Origin of the sequence: Bordetella pseudohinzii, from assembly GCF_000657795.2 — a bacterium.
GTDB classification, from domain to species: Bacteria; Pseudomonadota; Gammaproteobacteria; order Burkholderiales; family Burkholderiaceae_B; genus Bordetella; species Bordetella pseudohinzii.
The window spans coordinates 194893-214661 of record NZ_JHEP02000006.1; the positions used below are offsets into that span (position 1 = coordinate 194893).

The 19769-nt window shown below is 67.5% G+C and carries 17 protein-coding genes and 1 tRNA gene; 13 read left to right on the top strand and 5 right to left on the bottom strand.

All coding sequences use genetic code 11. The features are described from left to right. The first annotated feature begins 108 nt into the window (after positions 1 to 108). Entirely contained in the window at positions 109 to 918 is an 810-nt protein-coding gene (locus L540_RS10155; protein WP_048026261.1) for a winged helix-turn-helix domain-containing protein, read from the top strand. A gap of 5 nt (positions 919 to 923) precedes the next feature. On the opposite strand, the gene L540_RS10160 is transcribed toward L540_RS10155, so the two are convergent. Then, entirely contained in the window at positions 924 to 1139 is a 216-nt protein-coding gene (locus L540_RS10160; protein ID WP_043209732.1) for a hypothetical protein, read from the bottom strand. A gap of 157 nt (positions 1140 to 1296) precedes the next feature. On the opposite strand from L540_RS10160, the gene L540_RS10165 reads away from it, so the two are divergent. From L540_RS10165 to L540_RS10175, 3 genes are all read left to right on the top strand, one after another. Continuing rightward, positions 1297 to 2193, top strand: coding sequence for an NUDIX hydrolase (locus L540_RS10165; RefSeq protein WP_043209727.1), 897 nt, complete (start codon positions 1297 to 1299; stop codon positions 2191 to 2193). A gap of 108 nt (positions 2194 to 2301) precedes the next feature. Beyond that, the gene (gene nadC / locus L540_RS10170; protein ID WP_043209725.1) at positions 2302 to 3192 is read left to right on the top strand and encodes a carboxylating nicotinate-nucleotide diphosphorylase; all 891 of its coding nucleotides are present in this window, start codon (positions 2302 to 2304) and stop codon (positions 3190 to 3192) included. A 74-nt stretch (positions 3193 to 3266) separates the two neighbouring features. Then, positions 3267 to 4232, top strand: a complete 966-nt coding sequence (locus L540_RS10175; RefSeq protein WP_043209723.1) for a tripartite tricarboxylate transporter substrate binding protein — start codon at positions 3267 to 3269, stop codon at positions 4230 to 4232. On the opposite strand, the gene L540_RS10180 is transcribed toward L540_RS10175, so the two are convergent. From L540_RS10180 to gloB, 4 genes are all read right to left on the bottom strand, one after another. Continuing rightward, positions 4233 to 4913 (bottom strand): tellurite resistance TerB family protein, encoded by a 681-nt coding sequence (locus L540_RS10180; protein WP_043209721.1) that lies wholly within the window; start codon positions 4911 to 4913, stop codon positions 4233 to 4235. A 144-nt stretch (positions 4914 to 5057) separates the two neighbouring features. Continuing rightward, on the bottom strand, positions 5058 to 5843 hold the full coding sequence (fabI, locus tag L540_RS10185; RefSeq protein ID WP_043209719.1) for an enoyl-ACP reductase FabI: 786 nt from the start codon (positions 5841 to 5843) through the stop codon (positions 5058 to 5060). Between the two features lie 58 nt (positions 5844 to 5901). After that, the gene (locus L540_RS10190) at positions 5902 to 7317 is read right to left on the bottom strand and encodes a LysM peptidoglycan-binding domain-containing protein (RefSeq protein WP_043209718.1); all 1416 of its coding nucleotides are present in this window, start codon (positions 7315 to 7317) and stop codon (positions 5902 to 5904) included. Between the two features lie 7 nt (positions 7318 to 7324). Continuing rightward, a complete protein-coding gene (gloB, locus tag L540_RS10195; protein ID WP_043209717.1) occupies positions 7325 to 8134 on the bottom strand; it encodes a hydroxyacylglutathione hydrolase in 810 nt (269 codons plus the stop codon). A 17-nt stretch (positions 8135 to 8151) separates the two neighbouring features. Here gloB and L540_RS10200 point away from each other — a divergent pair, with 17 nt between their 5' ends. From L540_RS10200 to L540_RS10240, 9 genes are all read left to right on the top strand, one after another. Further along, positions 8152 to 8916, top strand: a complete 765-nt coding sequence (locus tag L540_RS10200; protein WP_043209716.1) for a class I SAM-dependent methyltransferase — start codon at positions 8152 to 8154, stop codon at positions 8914 to 8916. Between the two features lie 68 nt (positions 8917 to 8984). After that, positions 8985 to 9446, top strand: a complete 462-nt coding sequence (rnhA, locus tag L540_RS10205) for a ribonuclease HI (protein WP_043209709.1) — start codon at positions 8985 to 8987, stop codon at positions 9444 to 9446. Between the two features lie 128 nt (positions 9447 to 9574). Beyond that, positions 9575 to 10648, top strand: coding sequence for an efflux RND transporter periplasmic adaptor subunit (locus L540_RS10210; protein ID WP_043209707.1), 1074 nt, complete (start codon positions 9575 to 9577; stop codon positions 10646 to 10648). Positions 10649 to 10663: 15 nt separating this feature from the next. After that, on the top strand, positions 10664 to 13729 hold the full coding sequence (locus L540_RS10215; protein ID WP_043209706.1) for an efflux RND transporter permease subunit: 3066 nt from the start codon (positions 10664 to 10666) through the stop codon (positions 13727 to 13729). A gap of 7 nt (positions 13730 to 13736) precedes the next feature. Further along, positions 13737 to 14471, top strand: coding sequence for a DNA polymerase III subunit epsilon (gene dnaQ, locus L540_RS10220; protein WP_043209705.1), 735 nt, complete (start codon positions 13737 to 13739; stop codon positions 14469 to 14471). A gap of 52 nt (positions 14472 to 14523) precedes the next feature. After that, a tRNA-Val gene (locus L540_RS10225) sits at positions 14524 to 14598 on the top strand. Positions 14599 to 14925: 327 nt separating this feature from the next. Next, on the top strand, positions 14926 to 15912 hold the full coding sequence (locus L540_RS10230; protein WP_043209703.1) for an HlyD family secretion protein: 987 nt from the start codon (positions 14926 to 14928) through the stop codon (positions 15910 to 15912). A 3-nt stretch (positions 15913 to 15915) separates the two neighbouring features. Further along, positions 15916 to 18636, top strand: coding sequence for a ribosome-associated ATPase/putative transporter RbbA (gene rbbA / locus L540_RS10235; protein WP_043209700.1), 2721 nt, complete (start codon positions 15916 to 15918; stop codon positions 18634 to 18636). Between the two features lies 1 nt (position 18637). Then, complete coding sequence (locus L540_RS10240) at positions 18638 to 19765, top strand: ABC transporter permease (RefSeq protein ID WP_043209698.1); 1128 nt, start codon at positions 18638 to 18640, stop codon at positions 19763 to 19765. The last annotated feature ends 4 nt before the right edge of the window (positions 19766 to 19769 follow it).

A 19769-nucleotide genomic window follows, 5' to 3' on the forward strand; every position in this document is an offset into this window, starting at 1 on the left:
CGGTATGAGATCCGCGTTTTCCATTTCCACGTTTTGCGTATCGGGCCGCGCACCGGCCCTCGCCACGGCTTGCCGTCACGAGCGAGGCCGAAGGTGACGGGCCGCGCCATGCGTGTCCCGTCCGATTTCTCCGCGGATCCCTCTTCGGCCAGCCAGCCGGTCAGCGCGCCCAACGCGGGCGTGTTGCTGCTGTGCGTGGATTTCGGCCAGTGCCAGGCCTTGTCCCAGTCGCTGGTGGATTCCGGGTTTCCGGTCGCCAGCTGCACTGAGTTGTCGGTCATGTATGAGCTGCATGGCCAGCACCGCCATGGTTTCGTGATTCTCGCGGCTTCGCCGCGGGAGGTGCTGGTGGCCGCGGCGCGTCTGCGTACGCTGGCGCCCAGCGTGGGCATCGTGGCGCTGACCCCGCCGCTATCTTCTGAAGCGCGGGTGCAGCTGTTGCTGTGCGGCGTCGACACCTGTCTGGAGCAGGGCAGCAGCCACCAGGAGATCGCCGCGGTGCTGCAGGCGCTCGCGCGGCGCGGCGTGGCCCAGGCCCTGGCATCGCCGCCGGTGCAGCGGCCTTCGTCCCTGCCGGATCCCAACCCGCCGCCCGGCGCGGAAAACGGCCATGCCGAACGCGGCTGGCGCTTGCTCGAAGACGGTTGGGTATTGGCCAGCCCTGACAATGCGCGGCTGACGCTCACGGGCGCCGAACGCGCCCTGCTGCAGGCCCTGGTGCAGGCGCCCACGCAGCGGTTGAGCCGCGAAGATCTGCTGGACGTGGTCGACGTCAGGCCCGGCCGCGGCGAACGCGCCCGCCTGCGCTATGTGGACGTGCTGATCTGCCGCCTGCGCCGCAAGGCGACGGACAGGCAGTTACGCCTGCCCATCCGCGCCGTGCATGGCTGGGGCTATATGTTCAGCGGCAACGAATAAGGCGGCTAGGCCTCTTCGTCGGGGCGCGACAACGCGCCGGGCAGCACGTCGTCTTCAGGGGTGATTACGCCGGGATCGCCCGGCTGGGTCATCACGCGCCCGCTGCGCGGCATGCCGGCGACTTGCCGGTTCGCGCTGGGCATGGGCATTTCCGCGGTGCCCTGGAACCGCCGTTGCTGGGTGACGCTGGCCGACTGGAGAAACTCACGAGCAATTGCCATGATCCGACTCCTTGTTGAGCGTGCCGCACGCAGGCCCCGTAAAAAGGCCTGTGGATCCATATTACGCGGCAGTCCGTCACAAGCTCGTGTCCAGGTGTGACGGAGCGGGGGCCTCTATAATCGGTGACGGCTTGGCCGTGTTTTCTCCGGGACATCCTTGACTGACGCCCTAGACCGCTCTCTTTCCGCCGAACTGGTGGCCGTGCTCGTCGCCGTGACGGCCGGCCAGCCGCGCGTGCTGACCACCGATGGCGGCCAGCTGCTGCCGGCCGGTCCCTTCGAACTGAGCCACCGTTCGCTGCAGGCCGGTTTGCGCGCCTGGGTCGAGACCCAGACCCATCATCCGCTGGGCTATGTCGAGCAGCTCTACACCTTCGCCGACAGCGATCGCTCCAATGCGGCCGGCGCGCGCGTCATCTCGGTCAGCTACCTGGCCCTGACGCGCGAGGCGGGCGACACCGGCGTGGCCCAGGTCGGCTGGCAGGATTGGTATCGCTATTTCCCGTGGGAAGACCGGCGCGGCGGCCTGCCCGGCGTGCTGGACGATATCGAACGCCGCCTGCGGCAATGGGCCGGGCGCGATGCGCGCCGCGGCCAGCGCCTGGCCTACAGCTTTGGGCTGGATGGCGCGCCCTGGAACGAAGATATGGTCTTGCAGCGCTATGAGCTGCTTTACGAGGCGGGCCTGGTGCCCGAGGCGGGCGCCGGATCGGCGCTGCCCGGCCAGGCCATGGGCCATGACCATCGCCGCATCCTGGCCACCGGCATCGCGCGGCTGCGCGCCAAGATCAAGTACCGCCCCGTGGTTTTCGAACTCATGCCGGCCGAATTCACCCTGCTGCAATTGCAGACGACCGTCGAGGCCTTGGCCGGCCGCGAATTGCACAAGCAGAATTTCCGCCGCCTCATCGAGCAGCAGGACCTGGTCGAGGAGACCGGCGGCATGGCCAGCGGCACGGCGGGCCGGCCGGCCAAGCTCTTCCGCTTTCGGCGCGACGTCATGCTGGAGCGGGCCATCTCCGGCAGCAAGCTGCCTTTGGCGCGGCAATATTGAAGCAAGGGGGCGGCAACTGCCCGGGCGGGCTTGACAGCTATTTATGCTCAGTATTAGCATAAGTCGCAGGGGCATCCCGCCATTTTTTTAACGCCATATATACTCAAAATGAGCATAAAAACCGTCAGCGCCCAGCCCGCCCAGGAGACGGCGCGCATCATCCCCAACCTGCCCCAGGTCATGCTGGAGCCGCTGGTTCGCGCCGCCCTGTTGGAGGACCTGGGACGCGCGGGCGACATCACCAGCGACGCCATCGTGCCGGCCGAGGCCCGCGGGCAGACCCGCTTGGTGGCGCGCCAGCCGGGCGTGCTGGCCGGGCTGGAGCTGGCCCGGCTGGCCTTCCGGCTGATCGATCCGGAGATCCGTTTTCAGGTGTTGCTGGCCGACGGCGCGCGCCTGGCGCCCGGCAGTGAGATCGCCCTTATCGAAGGCCCGGCGCGCGGCATGTTGACGGCCGAACGCACGGCGCTGAACTTCCTCGGCCACCTGAGCGGCGTGGCCACCGCCACCGCCTCCATCGCCGACGCCATCGCCCATACGCATTGCAAGGTGACCTGCACGCGCAAGACCTTGCCCGGGCTGCGCGCCGTCCAGAAGTACGCGGTGCGGGTGGGCGGCGGCAGCAACCATCGCCACGGCCTGGACGACGCGGTGCTGATCAAGGACAACCACGTGGCCTTCGCCGGCGGCGTGACTCAGGCCCTGGCGCGCGCCCGCGCGGCGGTCGGCCACATGGTCAAGATCGAACTCGAGGTCGACACGCTGGCGCAGCTCGACGAGGCGCTGGCCGCCGGCGTCGATGTAGTGCTGCTGGACAACATGGATAACGACACCCTGCGCGAGGCGGTGCGCCGCGTCGGCGGGCGCGCCGTGACCGAGGCGTCGGGCCGCATCACGCCCGAGACCGCGCCGGCCATCGCCGCGACCGGGGTCGATCTGATGGCAGTGGGTTGGCTGACGCATAGCGCGCGGGTCCTGGATATCGGCCTGGACAGCTGATCCCGCTTTTTCTTTCCGCAAGCCGTTGACGGTGCCAGGAGGGCGCCGGGGCGGCGCTCATCCTGAAAAACATCATGCTGCGATTGTTTGCTTCTTTCTTGCTGGCCTTGCTGGCCGCGTGGGCCGCGCCGGCCCGGGCCGATACGGATTTTCCGGTCCGGCCCATCACCATCATCGTGACCTTCCCGCCGGGCGGCGGCACCGATCTGCTGGCGCGCAAGCTGGGCGCGGCCTTGCAGCAGGACCTCGGCCAAGCCGTGGTGGTGGAAAACCGGCCCGGCGCCAGCGGCAATATCGGCGCGCGCGCCGTGGCCGAAGCCAGGCCGGATGGCTACACCCTGCTGATGGTCAACAGTTCCTTTGCCGTCAATCCGGGCGTATTCCGGCATCTGGATTTTTCCCCCGAGCGCGATTTCACCGCGGTGATCAATGTGGCCTTCGTGCCCTCCGTCATCGTGACGCGCGCCGGCTCGCCGCTGGGCAGCCTGGGGCAGGCGCTGCGCCTGGGCCTGCCCGAGGATCCCATGCCTTATGCCTCTTGCGGCAATGGCACGCCGCAGCACCTGGCCGCCGAAATGCTGCGCGCGCGCAGCCGCTCGGCGCTGCAGCAAGTGCCCTACAAGGGCTGCGGCCCGGCGCTCACGGATGTGATGTCCGGCCATGTGCCCCTGGGCGTGGTGACGGCGTCCAGCGCGGCGCCCTTCATCCGCGCGGGCAAGCTGCGCGCGTTGGCGGTGACGTCGGCGCGGCGCTCGCCCCTCATGCCGGACGTGCCCACCGTGGCCGAGCAGGGCTGGCCCGGCTATGAACTGGATCAATGGCATGGCCTGCTGGCGCCGGCGGCCACGCCGCCGGCGGTCGTGGCGCGCCTGAACCGGGCAGTGGCCGCCATCATGGCGCGGCCGGCCACGCAGGCCGAGCTGCAAGACCTGGGTTTCAATCCGGTGGCGAGCAATCCCGAGGACTTCGAGCGCCTGGTGCAAGCCGACATTCGGCGTTTCCGCGCGCTGACGGCCAGCATGGCGCTGCGCGCGGACTGATCAGGAAAGCTGGGCCACTTGCGCTTCCAGCTGCTGCTTGAGCGCGGGCGCCAGCTTCAGCTGGCGGGCCAGCTCATCGAGGTAGGCGCGTTCCATGAAGCTTTCTTCGTCCACGACGAGCACGCTGGCCAGATACATTTCGGCGGCCATCTCGGGGCTGCGCGCGGCGCGCGCCACCGCGGCCGGATCAACCGGGCCGGCCAGCTCGGCCTCCAGCCAGCCGCGGTCGGCGGCATCGCCCGACAGGCGGATGAGCTCCTGTTCGAGCAACTGGCGCTCCTCGGGGCCGATATGGCCGTCGGCCTTGGCCGCGCCTATCATCGCGACCAGCACGGCATTGCTGTGCGCTTCCGCCTCGGGCGCGGGCAGGCGGTCCAGGGTCCGGGGTGCTGCGGGCGGCGCGGCCTGGGCCTGCCGCGCCTGGTTTTCCTGCCATTGCCCATAGGCCCGGTAGGCCAGGGCGCCCAGCGCCGCCATGCCGCCATACATGGCGACCTTGCCGCCAAGCTTGCGCGCTTTCTTGCTGCCCAGCAGCAGTCCCAGCGCGCCCGCGCCCAGGGCGCCGCCGCCGAGTCCGGCAAGAAAGGATCCGCCGGCCTGGCCGGTGTCGCGGCCGGCGGCCTGTTGCGCCAGGTTCTGGCCGGACCGCAGCAATTGATCGAGGAGTTGACGGGCGCTCAAGAGGGGCTCCTTGCGGGACAAAAACCCTCTGACCCCTGCGCGGGCGCGAAAGTTCAGCCCGCTGTCAGCAAACGGGGGCGCAGGCTCGCCCGAGCCGCAAAAAAAAGGGCGCCGCAAGGCGCCCTCTGTAGCTCGGTCAGGCGTTCATTCTTCCATGCCCGGGACGACGGTCGAGAAGCCCGCATCGACGTGGGTGATCTCGCCGGTCACGCCCGCCGCCAGGTCCGAAAGCATGAAGGCGGCGACATTGCCGACGTCTTCGATGGTCACGTTACGGCGCAAGGGCGCATTGGCTTCGACGAACTTCAGGATGGACGAGAAGTCTTTGATGCCGCTGGCGGCCAGGGTCTTGATGGGACCGGCCGAGATGCCGTTGGCGCGGATGCCGCGCGGGCCCAGCGCCGTGGCCAGGTAGCGCACGCTGGCTTCCAGCGAGGCCTTGGCCAGGCCCATGGTGTTGTAGTTGGAGACTACGCGCTCGGCGCCCAGATAGGTCAGCGTGAGGACCGATGCCTTGCGGCCTTCCATCAGGGGCAGGGCGGCCTTGGCCATGGCCGGAAAGCTGTAGGCCGAGATGTCGTGCGCGATGCGGAAGGCTTCGCGCGACAGGCCTTCGAGGAAATCGCCGGCGATGGCTTCGCGCGGCGCGAAACCGATGGAATGGACCAGGCCGTCCAGGCCGTCCCAGCGCTCCTTGAGGGAGGCGAAAGCGGCTTCGATCTGGCTGTCTTCGGCCACGTCGCAGGGCAGCACGATGTCGCTGCCGAAGTCGGCGGCGAATTCGGTGATGCGGTCCTTGAAGCGGTCGCCGACATAGGTGAAAGCGAGTTCGGCGCCTTGTTGGTGGCAGGCGCGAGCGATGCCGTAGGCGATGGAGCGGTTCGAGAGCACCCCGGTGACGAGGATGCGCTTGCCAGCGAGAAAGCCCATAGTGTTTTCCTTAGGTTGCCTTGCTTGAAGGCCGTTATTTTACGGGCATTGCGCCGGGTCAGCCGCGGGTGCCGGTGCCGGGCACGCGCAATTGCGAGCCGACCTTCAGGTTATTGCCCTTCAGGTTGTTCAAGGCGCGCAGCGCGTCCACCGTGGTGCCGTAGCGCTTGGCCAGGCTGAACAGGGTGTCGCCCGAGCTCACTTTGTGGGTGCGGACATTGGGCCGCGCGCTGCCGCCGCGCGCCGCGGTGGCCGGCAACGCGCGGGCGCTGGCCTTGGGGGCGGCGGGTTTGTCCAGCGCGCCCACGGGCGGGGACAGCGAGGCCAGCTGGACGGCGTCGCTGGTGTCGGGCTTGTTGGCCGCGCCGGCGGCCGGCACCAGCAGCACCTGGCCGGCGGCGACTTTCTGGCGCGAAGACACTTCATTGATCTCGCGCAGGCGGGCCTCGGAGACGCCGTGGCGCTTGGCGATGGCCGCGTAGCTCTCGCCGCGGCGGGTCGCATAGGTCGACCAGCTGCTCAGGTCGCCCTTGTAGTTCTGCAGATTGGCATTGAAGACGGCCAGCCGGTCGGCCGGCAGCAGCAGCGTGGGCTCATGCTCGCCGCGGATCATGGGGCGGTTGAAGGAGGGATTGAGCGCCTTGAACTCATCGAGCGGCATTTCGGCGAACTTGGCGGCCAGCTCGATATCGATGTCGCGGTTTTTCTGGACCGTCACGAAATACGGCGTGTTGTCGACCTTGGGCAGGGCCACGGCGTACTTGCGCGGGTCGGCGATGATGTTCTTGATGGCCTGCAGCTTGGGCACGTAGTTGCGCGTCTCGTCGGGCATGGTCAGCGACAGATAGTCCGTCGCCAGGCCGGCGGCCTCGTTCTTGGCCATGGCCCGCTGCACCGAGCCTTCGCCCCAGTTATAGGAGGCCAGGGCCAGGTACCAGTCGCCCTGCATCTCGAACAGCTTTTCCAGATAGTCCAGCGCCGCATAGGTCGAGGCGATGGGGTCGCGCCGCTCGTCTCGCCACCAGTCCTGCTTCAGGTTGAAATGCTGGCCGGTGGCCGGCACGAACTGCCACAGGCCGGAGGCTTGCGAGCGCGACAGCGCGGTCGGGTTGTAGGCGCTCTCGACAAAGGGCAGCAGCGCCAGCTCGGTGGGCAGCCCGCGGCGGTTGACCTCATCGACGATGAAATACAGATACTTGCCGGCCCGTTCGGCCATGCGCCGCACCGACTCGGGGTGGGCGGCGTAGTACTCCGTCCACTGCTGGGACAGATCGGTATTCAGGTTGGGGATGGCGAAACCGCGGCGGATGCGGTCCCAGGCGTCGCGCGGCGGACTGGTCAGGTCCACCGTGCGCGAGGTGTCCTTGGCCACATAGCGCGAGGAATTGCCTTCGGCGTTCTGCTTTTGCCCGGTGCCGGCGCAACCGGCAAGGACCACGAGAAGGACGGGTAGCAGAAGTCGGAGAAGGCTCATCGGTGGGTCACTTGAAATTGTTCTTCCATTCGCGCAGGGCGGCAAAGACATCCACGGCGCTGGACAAAGGGTGTCCGGCCCATCCTATGGCGGCTTTGGCAACCTCTGCCTGTTGGGTACGCAAAAACGGATTGGTGTCCTTTTCCTTGCCGATGCTCGAAGGCAGGGTGGGACGGCCGTCTGCGCGCATTTGGCGGGCCTGTGCTTGCCACTGTTGCAGGGTGAGATTGGCGGGTTCTACCGTCGTGGCCCAGCGCAAATTCGCTAGAGTGTACTCGTGTGCGCAGAAAACCAGTGTATCTTCCGGTAAAGTCCCCAATTTCTCCAGAGAAGCGTGCATTTGCGCCGGCGTGCCCTCGAACAGCCGCCCACAGCCCGCGGCGAACAGCGTGTCGCCACAGAAGAGCAGGGGGGCGCCGCCCGCATGCCCCGCATAGGCGATATGGCCGGCCGTATGGCCCGGCACGTCCAGCACCGTCAGGGAAAGCCCCAGCTCAGGGATTTCCACGAGATCGCCTTCCTCCAGGCGGAAATCGCAATGCGGCAGGGACTCGCGCGCCGGCCCATAGACCGGCACGGGCGCCTGGGCCAGTAGGTCCAGGACGCCGCCGACGTGGTCGCCGTGGTGGTGCGTGAGTAGAATGGCGCGCAGCCGCAGCCCCTGTCCGGCCAGGAAATCCTGCACGGGCTGGGCCTGGCCGGGATCGACCACGACGGCCCAGCCGTCGCGGACCACGGCCCATATATAGTTGTCGGTGAAGGCCTCGATGGGCACGACCAGGCTGGCCTGGCCCGTGGTGTGGGAATGGGCTGGCATCGTATGAGGAAGGCGAAGTGGCGGAAATGACAACGCCGATTGTAGAACTGGCCGAGTGGTTCCAGACCCCGCCGGGCAAATATGTCCTGGACTGGGAGCGCGCCCGCTTCGACGAAGAAGTGGCCGATGTGTTCGGCTTCTACGCCTGGCAGATGGGCCTGGACGCCCCTGATCTGCTGGCCTGCAACCGTATGCCCTTCAAGGGCTGGGTCGGGGCCGATCCGCTCGAAGGCGAGGTGGCCTGGCAGGCCCGCGTGCTGGCCCAGCCCGAGGCGTTGCCTTTCGAGTCGCAAAGCGTGGACCTGCTGTTGCTGCCCCATGTGCTGGAGTGCGCCGAGGCCCCGCATCTGGTGCTGCGCGAGGCCGAGCGCGTGCTCATGCCCGAGGGCCGCGTCGTGATTTCCGGTTTCAATCCCTGGAGTTTGTGGGGCGCGCGCAATGCCTTGCCGGGCATGGAGCCCTGGCTGCCCGTGCCGCTGAAGTCCCAGGTGGCGCTGCCGCGCCTGCGCGACTGGCTCAAGCTGCTGTCCTTCGAGGTCGACCGCGGCCGCCATGGCCGCTTCGTGCCGGCCTGCCGCGGCGAGCAATGGATACGGCGCTGGCATTTCATGGAGGGCATGGGCGAGCGCTGGTGGCGCATGGCCGGGGCGGTCTATGTGGTCTCGGCCGTCAAGCGCGTGGGCGGCATGCGCCTGATCGGGCCGGCCTGGAAGAAAAAACGCAAGACCGCCCAGGCGGCCTCGGTGGTGGTCAACCGCCAGGCCAGCGATGGCGGGAGCTGAAGGCGGCGCCGCTGCGCGGCCGGGCGAAATCCGGTATTGTCTTCGGCCTGTTTTCACCTTGGAATGCCATGTCGACCCCTCCTGCCGCCGCCGATCTCGTTGAAATGTGGACCGATGGAGCCTGCAAGGGCAATCCCGGCCCGGGGGGCTGGGGCGTGCTCATGCGCTCCGGCGGGCACGAGAAGACCTTTTTTGGCGGCGACCCCAAGACCACCAACAACCGCATGGAAATCCTGGCGGTCATCGAAGGGCTGCGCGCCCTGAAGCGGCCGTGCACGGTCATCGTCCACACCGATTCGCAATATGTCATGAAGGGCATGACCGAATGGTTGCCCAACTGGAAGCGCCGCGGCTGGCTGACCGCCGACAAAAAGCCGGTCAAGAATGTCGAGCTCTGGCAGGAGCTCGACGCCCAGGTCGCGCGCCATCAGGTCAGCTGGCGCTGGGTGCGCGGCCATAACGGCGATCCTGGCAATGAAATGGCCGATATGCTGGCCAACCAGGGCGTGGCCAGCGTGTCGGGCCGCTGAGGCACAGGGGAAACCCCCTAGGGAATTGACGCCGCGGATCTGTGCCAGGATGTAAATCCGGATGCTACAGTGCCAGGCTTCTATTCCCATGCCTGCGCGCCCTGTGCGCCGGCGCTTCACATCCCAGCATGAAAAAAGCAGCATTGCTCGCCACCCTCGCGGTCGGCCTGGCCGCTGGGGCGGCCGCGGGCGTCTATCTTCCTCGTTGGCTGGCCGGCGCCGCGCCCGCGCCCGCCAAGACAGCCGCCGCGCCCAGCGCCACGCGCGTCGAGGTCGCCAAGGTCGAGACGCGGCCCTTCGCCCGCGGCCTGTCCGCCGTGGGCAGCCTGCGCTCCGACGAGTCGGTGGTGTTGCGCCCGGAGGTTGCCGGCCGCATCCAGCGGATCGACTTCAAGGAAGGCGAGGCCGTGCGGGCCAACCAGGTCCTGATCCGCCTGGATGATTCCATCCCCAGCGCCGAACTGCAGCAGGCGCGCGCCAATCTGGCGCTGGCCGAGAGCCAGTACCGCCGCGCCGTGGATCTGCATGGCCGCGGCTTCGTGAGCCAGCAGGCCCGGGACGAGTCGGCCAGCACGCTCAAGGTGCAGCAGGCCGCCGCCGTGCTGGCGCAGGCCAAGCTCGACAAAATGACCATACGCGCGCCCTTCGCCGGCATGGTCGGTCTGCGCAATGTGTCGGTGGGCGACTACGTCAACCAGGGACAGGACCTGGCGCCGCTGGAGGCCATCGATCCGCTGAAAGTGGATTTCCGCGTGCCCGAGATGTATCTGAGCAAGCTGCGGGTGGGGCAGTCGCTGGCCGTGCGGCTCGACGCCATGCCGGGCCAGGAGCGCGGCGGCCAGGTCTATGCCGTGAGCCCGCTGGTCGATGCCGGCGGGCGCTCCATCCTGTTGCGCGCCACCGTGCCCAATGCCGATCACGTTTTGCGCCCGGGGATGTTCGCGCGTGTTCAGCTGCAATTCGGCGAGGATCCCGCCCTGGTGGTCCCCGAGACCGCCCTGGCGCCCGCGGGGCAGAACCAATATGTCTTTCGCGTGCGCGACGGCCGGGCCGAGAAGATCGAGGTCAGCGTCGGCGAGCGCCGCGAGGGCCGCGCCGAAATCCTCACCGGCGTGGCCGCGGGCGACCAGGTCGTCATCGCGGGCCTGCAGCGCCTGACCGACGGCGCGCCGGTCAGCATTGTCAACGGCGGGGCCAAGTAAGCGAGGAGGCCGGCCATGGTCCTATCCGAAGTCTGTATCCGCAGGCCGGTGTTCGCCTCGGTGCTGTCGCTGATCATCATCCTGGTCGGCCTGATCTCTTATTCCCGCCTGACGGTGCGCGAGTATCCCAAGATCGACGAACCCATCGTCTCGGTGGACACGACCTATAAGGGCGCTTCTCCCGAGGTGATCGAGTCCCAGGTCACCAAGCCGCTGGAAGACCAGCTGGCCGGCATCGAGGGCGTGGACGTGATGACCTCGCGCAGCCGCTCCGAGCGCAGCCTGATCAACATCAAGTTCAACCTGTCGCGCAGCCCCGACGCCGCGGCGGCCGAGGTGCGCGACAAGGTTTCGCGCGCGCGCCGCTTCCTGCCCGACGAGATCGATGAGCCCATCATCGGCAAGGTCGAGGCCGACTCCCAGCCCATCATCTATATCGCGGTGGAGTCCGGGCCGTATTCGGCCATCCAGACCTCCGATTACATCAATCGCTATGTCAAGACGCGCCTGTCGGTGCTGCCCGGGGCGGCCGAGGTGCGGGTCTTCGGCGAGCGGCTGCCGTCCATGCGCATCTATGTCGATCGCGACAAACTGGCCGGCTACAACCTGACGGTCCAGGATGTCGAATCGTCGCTGCGCAGCCAGAACGTCGAAATCCCGGCCGGGCGGATCGAGTCGCGGGCGCGCGAGTTTTCGGTGGTGTCCTCCACCGACCTGCAGACGATCACGCAGTTCGAGAACATCATCATCGCCAACGTCAAGGGCTATCCCGTGCGCATGCGCGACGTGGCGCGGGTCCAGATCGATGCGGCCAATGACCGGGTGCTCTCGCGTTTCAATGGCAAGAACGCCATCAATATCGGCATCACGCGCCAATCCACCGCCAATCCGCTTGAGCTGTCGGCGGCTGCCCGGGCCGAGGTCGAACGCCTCAACGAAAGCCTGCCGGCCGGCATGAAGCTGAACATCTCCTACGACACCTCGGTCTTCATCGAGCGCTCCATCGATTCGGTGTATCACACCATCGGCGAAGCCATCGTGCTGGTGGTGCTGGTGATCTTCTTCTTCCTGCGCAATCTGCGCGCCAGCCTGGTGCCCATCGTCACCATCCCCGTGTCCCTGATCGGCGCCTGCGCCATCATGTACATGTTCGGCTTCTCCATCAACACGCTCACGCTGCTGGCCATGGTGCTGGCCATCGGCCTGGTGGTCGACGACGCCATCGTGGTGCTGGAGAATATCTTCCGCCATATCGAAAACGGCATGCCGCGCCGCCAGGCGGCCATCCAGGGCTCGCGCGAAATCGGCTTCGCGGTCGTGGCCATGACGATGACCCTGGTCACGGTGTATGCGCCGCTGGCCTTTGCCACCGGCCGCACCGGGCGCCTGTTCATCGAGTTCGCGCTGACGCTGGCCGCCGCCGTGCTGGTTTCCGGCTTCGTGGCGCTGACCCTCACCCCCATGATGTGTTCGGTGCTGTTGCGGCACCAGGCCAGCCACAACCGCGGCTACAACCTGATCGAAGGCTGGCTGGAAGCCCTGGCGCGGGGCTATCGCCGCGCGCTGGGCTGGTCGCTGGCGCATCGCGGGGTGGTGATCGGCATTGGCCTGGCCGTGGCCCTGGCCAGCGGCGTGCTTTTCAAGGTCGTCAAAAGCGAGCTCACCCCCATCGAAGACCGGGGCGTGATCTTCGGCATCGTCAGCGCGCCCGAGGGCGCCACGCTGGGCTATACCCTGGACAGCATGCTGGCGATCGAGAAGTTCTACGACGCCATCCCCGAGGCCAGCGTCAGCCAGACCACGGTGGGCTTTCCCACGGTCACTGACGGCACGGCCATCCTGCGCCTGAAATCCTGGGAAGAGCGCGGCCGGCGCCAGCAGGACATCGCGCGCGAGCTGCAGCCCAAGTTCGCCTCGCTGCCGGGCGTGCGCGCCTTCCCGACCAATCCGCCCTCGCTGGGGCAGTCGGCGCGCTCCAAACCGGTCGAGTTCATCATCATGAGCCAGGCCTCCTATCCGGAACTGGCCAAGCTGGTGGGCGTTTTCGTCGATGCCCTGCGCGACTACCCGGGCCTGCAGAACCTGGACACCGACCTGCGCCTGAACACCCCCGAACTGCGCGTGCACGTCGACCGCGACAAGATGGCCGACGTCGGCGCCAACGTCGATGTCGTGGGCCGCACCCTGGAGTCCATGCTGGGCGGGCGCCAGGTCACGCGCTACAAGGACGAGGGCGAGCAATACGACGTGATCGTGCAGGTCACGCCGCGCGACCGCGCCACGCCCACCGATATTTCGGGCATCTATGTCCGCGCCCGCGACGGCAGCATGGTGCAGTTGGACAATTTGCTGGCCGTGCGCGAGAGCGTCTCGCCGCAATCGCTCAACCACTTCAACCGCCTGCGCGCGGTCAAGGTGGACGCCTCGGTGGCGCCGGGCTACGCCCTGGGCGAAGTGCTGGCCCATATGCACGAGGTGGCGCGCGAGGTCCTGCCGCACACCGTCGTCACCGACCTGGACGGCCAGTCGCGCGAATTCCGCGACTCCTCCGGCAGCATCTACCTCGTCTTCGCCATGGCGCTGGCCTTCATCTACCTGGTGCTGGCCGCCCAGTTCGAGAGCTGGCGCAATCCCTTCATCATCATGCTGTCGGTGCCGCTGTCCATGACCGGCGCCCTGCTGGCGCTCTGGCTCACGGGAGGGACGCTGTCCATCTACAGTCAGATCGGCCTGATCACCCTGGTGGGCCTGATCACCAAGCATGGCATTCTGATCGTGGAATTCGCCAACCAGCTGCGCGAAGAGGGCAAGGACATCATGCAGGCCGTGGTGGAGGCGAGCGTGCTGCGCCTGCGTCCCATCCTGATGACCACCGGCGCCATGGTGCTGGGTACCGTCCCCCTGGCGGTGGCCAGCGGGGCGGGGGCGGAATCGCGCCAGCAGATCGGCTGGGTGCTGGTGGGCGGGCTGAGCCTGGGTACACTATTGACCTTGTTCGTGGTCCCGGTGGCGTACTCGCTCATCGCGGCCGCGCGGCCGGCCCCCGGGGGCCAGGCCGAAACCACACCCGCTTCAGAGTAGCTCCGCCATGCGCCAGATCATCTTCGATACCGAAACCACCGGCCTGGACCCCGCCCAGGGCCATCGCATCGTCGAAATCGGCTGCGTCGAGATCGTCAACCGCGCGGTCACCGGCCGCAACCTGCACATCTACCTGAACCCGGACCGCGACAGCGACCCCGAAGCGCTGGCCGTCCACGGCCTGACCACCGAGTTCCTGTCGGACAAGCCGCGTTTCGGCGATGTGGCCGAGCAGTTCATCAGCTTCATCGAGGGCGCCGAACTCATCGCCCACAACGCCGGCTTCGACGTCAAGTTCTTCAATGCCGAGCTGCAGAAGATCGGGCGCAAGACCATAGACAGCTATTGCGACAGCGTGATCGACTCGCTGGCCCATGCGCGCACCCTCTATCCGGGCAAGCGCAATTCGCTCGACGCCTTGTGCGACCGCTATGGCATCTCCAATGCCCACCGCACGCTGCACGGCGCCTTGCTGGATTCGCAGCTGCTCGCCGAGGTCTGGCTGGCCATGACGCGCGGGCAGGATGCCCTGCTCATCGATGTCGACGACAGCCAGGGCGCCGGCGGCGCCCAGGTCGAGCTGGGCCGCTTCGATGCTTCCGTACTGCCGGTCATCGCCGCGGCCGGCGAAGACCTGGCCGAGCACGAGGCCTATCTCGCCGCGCTGGACAAAGCCGTGGGCGGCGCCTGCCTGTGGCGCGGCCTCGACGCCAGCGCCGAGACGGCGCCACAGACGGTGTGATTGTCCTGTTTGCGCAGGGCAAAAAAATCGTGCTAGAATCTCGCTTCTTTCAGGGTGGTTAGCTCAGTGGTAGAGCACTGCCTTCACACGGCAGGGGTCACAAGTTCGAAACTTGTACCACCCACCAGACACCTGAGAAAGCCCGCTGCGATCCAGCGGGCTTTTTCTTTTTCTCCTGGGCCCAAGATCGCGCCGGCGCTTGCCCGTGGCGCCTGCGCCGCTTTTGTCCCGCCCCCTTTTTCGTGTATGGTCGTGGCAGCCCTGCCCGTGCATGAGCAGTGCTTGATCTGACGCAAGACCCGCCGGGGTGTGTGCGCACCGCGCATGCCGGCCGGCGGATAACATGACATTGCCGGGCGCTAGGCAGGTTAGATCGCAAGCGACGCGGGGGCTTACCGCGCGACTTACGGCACTGCGCCGCGTCCGAGCATCCGCCGTCTGTCGTGGAGATCGGATGAAAAAGTCGCTGGTTTGGGGATCGGTGGCCGTGCTGCTTGCGCTGGCTGCCGCGGGAGCGGTCTGGGTCAACCAGTACCGCTCGCAGGACATGCCGCGGAACATCGGCAGCGCCAATGGCCGGCTGGAAGTCGGCCGCATCGATATCGCCACCAAATACGCCGGGCGCCTGCAGGAGCTGCTGGTGCGCGAGGGCGATAGCGTGGCCAGCGGGCAGGTGCTGGCCCGGCTGGACACCGCCGAGCTGCGCACGCAGCTGGCCGCCGCCCAGGCCGCCCAGGGCCGCGCCGACCAGGCGGTGGCCCGCGCCCAGGCCGAGACCGAGGCGCGCCAGGCGCGCGAGAAACTCGCCCAGATCGAACTCAAGCAGACCCAGGGCCTGCGCAGCGACGCGCTGGTCTCGCAGATCGAATTGCAGCGCCGCCAATTGTCCTTGCAGGGCGAAAGCGCCGGCCTGGCCGCCGCGGGCGCGGCCGTCGGCGAGGCCAGGGCCGCTGGCCTGGAGGCCCAGGCCCAGATCGCCCGCGTCCAGAGCGTCATCGACGACATGGATCTGCGCGCGCCGGTGGCCGGCCGGATCGAGTACCGGGTGGTCGAGGTGGGGGCGGTCCTGCCGGGCGGCGGACGGGTGCTGACGCTGCTGAATACCTCCGATATCTATATGACGGTCTTCTGGCCGGCGCGGGTGGCCGGCCGCCTCAAGGTGGGGCAGCAAGCCCGCATCGTGCTCGACGGCGTGCCCGGAGCTGTCTTCCCGGCCAAGGTGGGTTTCGTGGCGGCCGAGGCCCAGTTCACGCCCAAGTATGTCGAGACGGTCAACGAGCGCGACAAGCTCATGTACCGCGTCAAGCTGCAAGTGCCGGAAGACCTCGCCGGCCGCTACGCCACGCTGCTCAAGGCCGGCATGACGGGCAACGGCTATGTCAATCTGCAGGCCGACGCGGCCTGGCCCGCCGAGCTGGACATCTCGCTGCCCAAGGAGTGAGCGATGGACGCCATCGTCCTGGAGCAGGTCTCGCATCGCTACGGCGCCGTGTGGGCGCTGCGCGATGTGTCGCTGGCCCTGCCCAAGGGCAAGACCATAGGGCTGATCGGCCCGGACGGGGTGGGCAAATCCACCCTGCTGTCCCTGGTCGCCGGGGTCAAGCGCCTGCAATCGGGCAAGGTCCAGGTGCTGGGCGGCGACATCGCGCGCCGCGGCTTCCGCAATGAACTCGCCTCGCGGCTGGCCTTCATGCCGCAAGGGCTGGGGCGCAATCTCTATCCCACGCTCTCGGTCTACGAGAACGTGGACTTCTTCGCCCGCCTCTATGGCCTGAACCCGCAAGCCCGCAACAGCCGCATCGAAAGGCTGCTGCGCGCCACTGGGCTGGCGCCTTTCCCCGAGCGCCCGGCCGGCAAGCTGTCCGGCGGCATGAAGCAGAAGCTCAGCCTGTGCTGCGCCCTGGTCCACAATCCGGAGCTGCTCATCCTGGACGAGCCCACCACCGGGGTGGATCCGCTGTCGCGGCGCCAGTTCTGGGCCCTGGTCGACGCCTTGCGCGCCGAGCTGCCCGGCATGACGGTGGTGGTGGCCACGGCCTATATGGAGGAGGCGCAGCGCTTCGAGCACCTCGTGGCGCTGGATGCCGGCAAAGTGCTGGTCAGCGACGCCACCGAGGCGGTCATGCGGCGCGCCGGCGCGCAGACCCTGGAGCAGGCCTATATCAGCCTCCTGCCGCAAGGCCAGGCGGACGGACTGGCGCCCCTGGACATCACGCCTTTTGAACCCCGGCCCGGGCCGCCCGCCATCGAAGCCTCCGAACTGACGCGCCGATTCGGCAGTTTCGTGGCCGTGGACCGGGTGAGCTTCCGCATCGAGCGCGGCGAGATTTTCGGCTTCCTGGGCTCCAACGGCTGCGGCAAGACCACCACCATGAAGATGCTCACCGGGCTGCTGGACGTCTCCAGCGGCACGGCCAAGCTGCTGGGTCAGCCGGTCGATGCCGGCGACATGGCGACCCGCATGAAGGTCGGCTATATGTCGCAATCCTTCTCGCTCTATGAAGAGCTGACGGTGCGCAAGAACCTGGAGCTGCATGCGCATCTGTACCGCATGGAGGGCGAGGCGGCGCGCCAGGCGGTGGCGCGCGCGCTGGACCAGTTCGAACTGAGCGAGGTGGCCGGCACCGATCCGGCCAGCCTGCCGCTGGGCATGCGCCAGCGCCTGCAATTGGCCGCCGCCTGCCTGCACGGACCGGAAGTCCTCATCCTGGACGAGCCCACTTCGGGCGTGGACCCGGCCGCGCGCGATATGTTCTGGCGCCACTTGCTGCGCCTGTCGCGCCAGGAGCGGGTGACGATTTTCGTGTCCACCCACTTCATGAATGAAGCGCAGCGCTGCGACCGCATTTCCTTCATGCATCGCGGGCGCGTGCTCGCCGTGGGCACACCCGAATCCCTCACCGAAAGCCAGCACGCCGCCACGCTTGAAGACGCCTTCGTGGCCTATCTGGAGCAGGCCGACCCCGAACAGACCGTGGAGCAGGCCGGGCAGGGCGCGGCCGATCTGGCCGGCGCCGCGGCGCCGGCGCCCGGCGGCCTGGCGGCCTGGTGGCGCCGGACCTGGGCATTCGCGCAGCGCGAGTCGCTGGAATTGCGGCGCGACCGCATGCGCCTGGCCTTCGCGCTGCTCGGTCCCATCGTGCTCCTGTGCATCGCCGCCTGGAGCGTGTCCTTCGACGTCGAGAACGTGCGTTATGCGGTCCTGGACCGCGACCATAGCCTGGAGAGCCGCCGTCTGCTCGAACACTTTTCCGGTTCGCGCTATTTCCGCGAAGACGCGCCCCTGGCAAGCGACGCGGAGATCGTCGAGCGCCTGCGGGGCACGCCCGCCAAGCTCGTCATCGACATTCCTCCCGGCTATGGGCGCGACCTGCTGGCCGGCCGCGGTCCCCAGGTTGGTTTCTATATCGACGGCGCCCAGCCCTTCACGGCCGAGAACGTGCGCGGCTACGTCACCGGCATCATGCTGGAATACACGGCCAGGCTCATGGCCGCCAGCCCCCTGGGCGGACTGTCCCTGCCGGCGCGCGTGGAGTCGCGCTTTGCCTATAACCAGGAGTTCCGCAGCATCTACGCCATCACGCCGGGCATCCTGATGCTGGCCATGATCCTCATCCCGACCATGTTGACGGCGCTGGGCGTGGTGCGCGAGAAGGAGATGGGCTCGATCACCAATCTCTACGCCTCGCCGGCCTCGGTCGGGCAGTACTTGCTGGGCAAGCAGATGCCCTATGTCGCGCTGGCGATGATGAGTTATCTCACGCTGGTGTTTCTGTGCATCGTGCTGCTGCGAGTGCCTTTGCGCGGCTCGTTTCTCGGCCTCTCGCTGGGCGCGCTGCTCTTCGTGCTGGCCGCCACCGCCCTGGGGCTGCTCATGTCCACCTTCGTGCGCTCGCAAGTGGCCGCCATCTTCGGCACGGCCATACTCTGCCTCATTCCCTCGGTCAATTTTTCCGGCCTGCTCTATCCCGTCTCCACGCTGACGGGCAGCAGCTATTGGGTGGGCGTGGGCTTTCCCTCGTCGTGGTTCCAGCTCATCAGCCTGGGCGGCTTCACCAAGGGGCTGGACTGGCGCGGTTTTCTGTCCATGTACGCGGCCCTGGCGGCATTCGCCCTGGCCTATATCGGCGCGGCGCGCCTGCTGTTGCGCAAGCAGGAGGCCTGACATGATGCAATGGCTGCGCAATGTGATGCGCCTGTGCGGCAAGGAGTTCCACAGCCTGGCCGGCGACTACACCCTGATGCTGCTCATCGTGTTCGCCTTCTCGGCCGCCATTTACTCGGTCGCCAGCGGCGTGAAGGCCGAGGTGGCCAATGCCTCGGTGGCGGTGCTGGATGGCGACCGCTCCAATCTGTCCTTCCGCCTGCGCGACGCCATCCTGCCGCCGTATTTCAAGCCGCCGCAGGCCATCAGCCGCGATGAGGTGGACGACGCCCTGGATCGTGGCCGCTATATTTTCGTGATCGAGATCCCGCCGAATTTCGAGCGCGACGTGCTCGCGGGCCGCCAGCCGGCCGTGCAGATCCTGGTGGACGCCACCGCGATGACCCAGGCCGGCCTGGGCATGACCTACCTGAACGAAATCATCGCGCGCGAAGTCCTGGGTTTCCTCAACGCGCAAGGCATCGAGGCCCGGTTGCCGGTCGTGCCGGTCACGCGCCAGCTCTTCAATCCCAATGCCCAGTCGTCGTGGTACACGGCGGTGATGCAGATCGTGACCAATGTCACCGTGCTGGCCATCATCCTGGTCGGGGCGGCCGTCATCCGCGAGCGCGAGCATGGCACCATCGAGCACCTGCTGGTCATGCCGGTGCGCGCCAGCGAAATCGCCATGGCCAAGATTCTTTCCAACGGCGCCGTGATCCTGCTGGCCGCCATGCTGTCGCTGCGCTGGGTCGTGCACGCGGGCCTGGGCATTCCCCTGCATGGATCCCAGCTGCTATTCATGGCCGGCCTGGCGCTCTATCTCTTCTCGGTGACCGCCCTCGGCATGTATCTGGCGACCCTGGCGCCCACCATGCCGCAGTTCGGCCTGCTGGCCGTGCCCGTGTATGTGGTGGCCTACCTGCTGTCCGGCGCGGCCACGCCCGTCGAAAGCATGCCGCCGCTGATGCAAAGCCTCGTGCCCATTCTTCCGACCACGCAGTTCGTCATGCTGACCCAGGCCGTCCTGTACCGGGGCGCGGGCTTTGCCGTCGTCTGGCCGCAATTCCTGGCCATCGCCGTGTGCGGGGCGCTCTTTCTCGGCCTGGCGCTGCATCGTTTCCGTTCCATGCTGGCGCAGCAGGGATAGCCTC